This window comes from Halomonas sp. CSM-2 (genome assembly GCF_002119345.1).
Lineage (GTDB): Bacteria > Pseudomonadota > Gammaproteobacteria > Pseudomonadales > Halomonadaceae > Vreelandella > Vreelandella janggokensis.
On sequence record NZ_NBYR01000044.1, the window covers coordinates 1 to 5,889 of the forward strand.

Genomic DNA, 5,889 nt, shown 5'->3' on the forward strand with positions numbered 1-5,889 from the left:
ACCGATTGCTGGTATTCGTACCTATGTGTTGGATGGCGATCTTAACTTGGCACCCCCTGGCGTCGCGGGGGAGCTCTATCTCGGAGGCATTGGGTTGGCTCGGGGCTACCTACACCGCCCCGACCTTACTGCAGAACGTTTTGTCGCCGACCTGTTTGCTAAGGGCGAGCGCCTCTACCGCACCGGCGATCTGGTGCGCTGGCGTGACGATGGCCAGCTCGAGTACCTGGGCCGCCTTGATCACCAGGTAAAGGTTCGTGGCCTACGTATCGAACTGGGCGAGATCGAAGCTGAACTGCTAACGCAACCGGAAGTTCGCGAGACGGTGGTGGTTGCCCAAGAGGGGGCCGCTGGTTCTAGGTTAGTCGCTTATGTGGTTCCCCAAGCCGACAGTGAACTCGATACCAATTCACTACGTGAAGTACTGGGACAAAAACTACCGGACTATATGGTGCCGGGCGTTGTGGTGGCTCTTGATGCACTGCCGCTGAATGCCAATGGCAAAGTAGACCGCAAGGCCCTGCCCGAACCGGATTTAGCCAGTGGCTCGCAGTACGAGCCGCCTCAAGGTGAGGTGGAAGAAGCACTGGCGGAAATCTGGGCGGAAGTGCTTGGCGTCGACCAAGTGGGCCGCCATGACCACTTCTTTGAGCTGGGGGGCCATTCGCTATTGGCTCTGAAAGTGTTGGAGCAAATGCGGCATCGGGGCTTGAAGGCGCAGGTACGCACGCTGTTCCAATCCCCGGAACTAGCGGCCTTCGCCCAGGCATTGACGCAGACACCAGAACGACAGGAAATCATCATCCCGCCCAACCGCATTCCAGATGGCTGCTCGGCAATCCAGCCCGAGATACTGTCTTTGATCGAACTCAATGCCGAGGAAATCAGCGTCATCGAAGCGGCCGTGCCGGGTGGGGCCAGCAATATTCAAGACATCTACCCGCTGGCACCGCTGCAGGAGGGGATGCTCTTCCACCATCGGCTGCAGGAAGAGGGCGATGCCTACGTGACCCACCACTTGCTTGGCTTCGACAAGCGAGAACGGCTGGAAGCTTTTATCGCCGGTTTTAACCAACTGATTGCCCGCCACGATATTCTGCGTACCGCGGTGTTGTGGGAAAACCTGCGCGAGCCGGTGCAGGTGGTATACCGGCATGCTGAATTAGCCCTCGAGTGGCTAAGCGTGGATGGTATCCCATCACAAAGCATTGCTGAACGGCTGAATGCCGAGGTGGATCCTGGGCACCATCGTCTCGATGTCCGCCGAGCACCGATGCTGCGAGCGCTAGCCGCGTATGATCCTGAGCAAAATCGCTGGCTGCTGCAGCTCCCTAGCCACCACCTCATCATGGATCACACCACCCTCGAGTTACTGGTGGAAGAAATTGCCCTGATCCAGCAAGGGCGCGAGGACGAACTGCCCAAGCCGATCCCATTCCGCAACTTCGTGGCACAGGCGCGTCTGGGGGTAAGCGCAGAAGAGCATGAAGCCTTCTTCCGCGAACGACTAGGCGATATAGAGGAACCGACAGCGCCCTTCGGGCTGCTGGAGGTGCGCGGCGATGGCAGCGATATAGAGGAAGTGCATTGGCCTCTGGCGGCAGACTTGGCGCAGCAAATACGACAGCAGGCGCAGCGCCATGGCATCGGCACGGCCAGCCTGTTCCACTTGGCCTGGGCACTGGTGCTGAGTAAAACCACCGGGCGCGACGATGTGGTGTTCGGCACCGTCTTGTTCGGCCGTATGCAGGGCACTGAAGGGGCTGAGCGGGCACTGGGGATGTTTATCAACACCTTGCCTGTGCGCATTAAAATGGGCACCCAAGGTGTCGAACAGTCCTTGCACCAGACTCACGAGGCTCTATCAGCGCTGCTGCATCACGAACACGCTAGCCTTGGTCTTGCGCAGCGCTGTAGCGGGTTGTCTGGTGGAACGCCGCTGTTCACGAGCCTGCTCAACTATCGTTACAGCGCCCCTCAGGAAGAGGGCAGTATCGTGCATACATGGGCCGGCATGGAGGTACTGGGCGGCCAGGAGCGCACCAACTACCCGATCGGCATGTCAGTCGATGACCTCGGCGATGGCTTTCGACTGGTCGGGCAGGTGAGTCGTGAAATCGGCGCCCAGCGGCTGTGTGATTACATGAGTTCGGCCGTCGCAGGTATTGTGCAGTGTCTTCAAAATGCGCCTCAGCAATCATTAAGTGAGATAAGCCTGCTAGGAAAAGACGAAAGGCAACTGTTGAGCGAGTGGGGGGAGAACTCAAACCAGCATCCCGATGCTCCACCTATTTATCAATTGATTGAGCACCAAGCAGCGTCAACTCCAGAAGCCACGGCTCTTATCTTCGATGATCAGCATCTGAGCTACGCCGAACTCAATACCCGCGCCAACCAGCTGGCCCACTATCTGATTGGACTAGGCGTAAAACCCGAAACCCGAGTGGGTATCGCCATGGAGCGTTCCATCGAGATGGTGGTGGGGCTGCTGGCGATTCTCAAGGCGGGCGGCGCCTATGTGCCGCTGGATCCCGAGTACCCCTCACAGCGGCTGGCCTTCATCGCCGATGATAGTGGCATTGAGCTGTTGCTGACGCAGCACCACTTGCGCGCGTCGTTGCCGATCGCTGATGGCTTAAGCGTGGTGGAGCTGGATCAGTTGGACGTGGCCCATCACGCCTCCTCCAACCCAGGGGTGGCGCTGCACGGCGAGCACCTCGCCTATGTGATTTACACCTCAGGCTCCACCGGGCGACCCAAGGGCGCTGCCATCCGCCAGGATGCCTTGACCAACTGCATGGTGTGGATGCAGGAGACCTACCAGCTCACCGATAGCGATGCCGTACTGCACAAGGCGCCGTTCGGGTTCGATGTGTCTGTCTGGGAGATCTTCTGGCCGCTGAGTGTCGGCGCGCGTCTAGTGATCGCCCAACCTGGCGACCATCGCGACCCAGAACGCATCATCGAGCTGATCCAGCGCCACGGCGTGACCACGCTCAACTTTGTGCCCTCGATGCTCAAGGCCTTCCTGGCTTATCCCGATGTGAAGACCAAGACGCGGCTCAAGCATATCATGTGCGGTGGCGAGGCCGTTCCAGCGACGCTGCAGCAGGACGTGGCTGAGTGTCTCGACGGTGCCAATCTGCATGATCTTTATGGCCCTACTGAAACCACCATCCATGTCACTCACTGGTGGTGCCGTGATGACGCTCACCGCCAGATCCCCATTGGACGACCCATTAGTGGCACGCGGACCTATGTATTAGATGATGAGCTCACCCTCGTCCCACAGGGTGTCGCGGGAGAACTCTATCTTGGCGGGATAAGTCTGGCTCGAGGATATCTAAATCGAAGTGATTTAACGGCGGAGCGTTTTGTTGCCGATCCGTTCACAGAGGGGGAGCGCCTTTACCGCACCGGCGATCAGGTGCGCTGGCGGGAGGACGGCCAGCTCGAGTACCTGGGTCGCCTCGATCACCAGGTGAAGATCCGCGGCTTGCGTATCGAGCTTGGCGAGATCGAAGCCGAACTACTCGCTCAGCCGACGGTTCGCGAGGCCGTGGTGGTCGCCCAAGAAGGTCCCAAGGGGTCGAGGCTGGTAGCCTATGTGGTGCCCCAAGCCGACAGTGCACTCGACACCGGCTCACTATGTGAAGCGCTAGGTCAAAAGCTACCGGATTATATGGTGCCGGGCGTTGTGGTCATGCTCGATGCACTGCCGCTGAACGCCAACGGCAAGGTAGACCGCAAGGCGCTGCCCGAGCCAGAGTTAGCCAGTGGCTTGCACTATGAGCCGCCCCAGGGCGAAGTGGAAGAAGCGCTGGCGGAGATCTGGTCCGAAGTGTTGGGCGTGGAACGGATGGGCCGCCATGACAACTTCTTTGAGCTGGGGGGCCATTCGCTTCTGGCTCTAAAAGTGCTGGAGCAAATGCGGCATCGCGGACTAACAGCGCAGGTACGCACGCTGTTCCAGTGCCCGGAACTGGCGGGCTTTGCCCAGGTATTGACGCAGAAATCAGAGCAGCAGGAAATCAATATCCCGCCCAATCTGATCCCTTACGACTGTCAGGTTCTCCAGCCTGARATGTTGACACTAATCGAGCTCAATGCCGAAGAACTTCGTGAGATCGAAGCCGCTGTGCCTGGWGGCGCTAGCAATATTCAGGACATCTACCCACTGGCACCACTGCAGGAGGGGATTCTCTTCCACCACCGGCTGCAGGAAGAGGGTGATGCCTATGTGACGCCTCGGCTGCTTGGCTTCGAAAGCCGAGAACAACTGGAAGCCTTTATTAACGGCTTTAACCAACTGGTTGCCCGCCACGATATTCTGCGTACGGCTGTGCTGTGGGAAAACCTGCGTGAGCCAGTGCAGGTAGTTTACCGTCATGCCGTGCTAGATATCGAATGGCTGACCGTGCCAGATAAGGCCGCGGGCTCTGTGTCTGAATGGCTATCCGCTCAGGTGGATCCTGAGCACCACCGCCTTGATGTGCGCCGAGCCCCTATGCTTCGGGCGCTGGCCGCTCATGATGCTATACAGGGCCGATGGCTAATGCAGTTGCCCGGTCATCACTTGGTCATGGATCACACCACCCTTGAACTATTGGTGGAAGAAATTGCCCTGATCCAGCAAGGCCGTGAAGATGAATTACCCCATCCACTTCCATTCCGTAATTTTGTTGCCCAGACCCGACTAGGGGTCAGCCAGGAAGAGCATGAGGCCTTTTTCCGAGAGCAGTTGGGCGATATTGAAGAACCGACAGCGCCCTTTGGCCTGTTAGATGTTCGCGGCGATGGCAGCGAAATAGAGGAAATGCGCGTTCCTTTGGAAACGGAACTGGCCCAGCAGGTGAGGCAACAGGCCCAGCGCTATGGCGTGAGCACGGCCAGCCTGTTTCATCTGGCCTGGGCATTGGTGCTGAGCAAAATCACTGGGCGGAACGATGTGGTGTTTGGCACCCTGTTGTTTGGGCGTATGCAAGGCGCCGAGGGCGCCGAACGAGCGTTAGGGATGTTTATCAATACGTTGCCCATACGTATTAAGACGGGCTCCCAAGGGCTCGATAGCGGCCTACGCCAAACCCACGAGGCCCTGTCTGCGTTGTTGCACCACGAGCATGCGACCCTCACCCTGGCGCAAGGTTGTAGTGGACTGTCCGGAGGAACACCGCTGTTCACAACGCTATTTAACTACCGCTATAGCCCGTCAGAGGATGCCGACTCTCAGGCTAGCCCAGGCATGGTTTTGCTGGATAGTCAGGAGCGCACGAACTATCCGATCACGATGTCGGTGGACGATCTAGGTAACGGCTTCCAGTTGGTAGGGCAGGTTAGCTGCATCATCGGTGCCCAGCGATTGTGTGACTATCTGAGCACAACCATTGCAGGCATCGTAGAAAAACTGCAAGCGGCGCCTCAACAACCATTAAATGAGATCAGTCTGCTTAGAGCAGACGAGCAGCGACTGTTAAGTGAGTGGGGAGAGAATACCGAACAGTATTCCTATACTTCTCCAATCCATTATCTGATCGAGCAACAAACTGCGGAAACTCCTGAAAATACGGCATTAGTTTTTGAAGGTCAGTCACTCAGCTACACCGAGCTCAATGCCCGCGCCAACCAGTTGGCCCACTATCTAAAGGGGTTAGGCATAAAACCTGAGACCCGGGTGGGTATCGCCATGGAGCGTTCCATTGAGATGGTGGCGGGACTATTGGGCATCCTCAAAGCGGGCGGCGCCTACGTGCCGTTGGATCCGGATTACCCCGCCGAGCGGCTGGCCTATATGGTCGAGGACAGCGGTATCGAGTTGCTGCTTACCCAGCAGCATCTACGCGATACGTTGCCGGTGGCTGATGGGTTGAGCATCATTGAGCTGGATCGATT

General features: G+C 57.9%; 1 protein-coding gene. It reads left to right on the plus strand.

The features are described from left to right. Positions 1-5,889: non-ribosomal peptide synthetase (locus B7L15_RS19150; protein WP_139839415.1), on the plus strand; the 5,889-nt coding region annotated here is incomplete at both ends.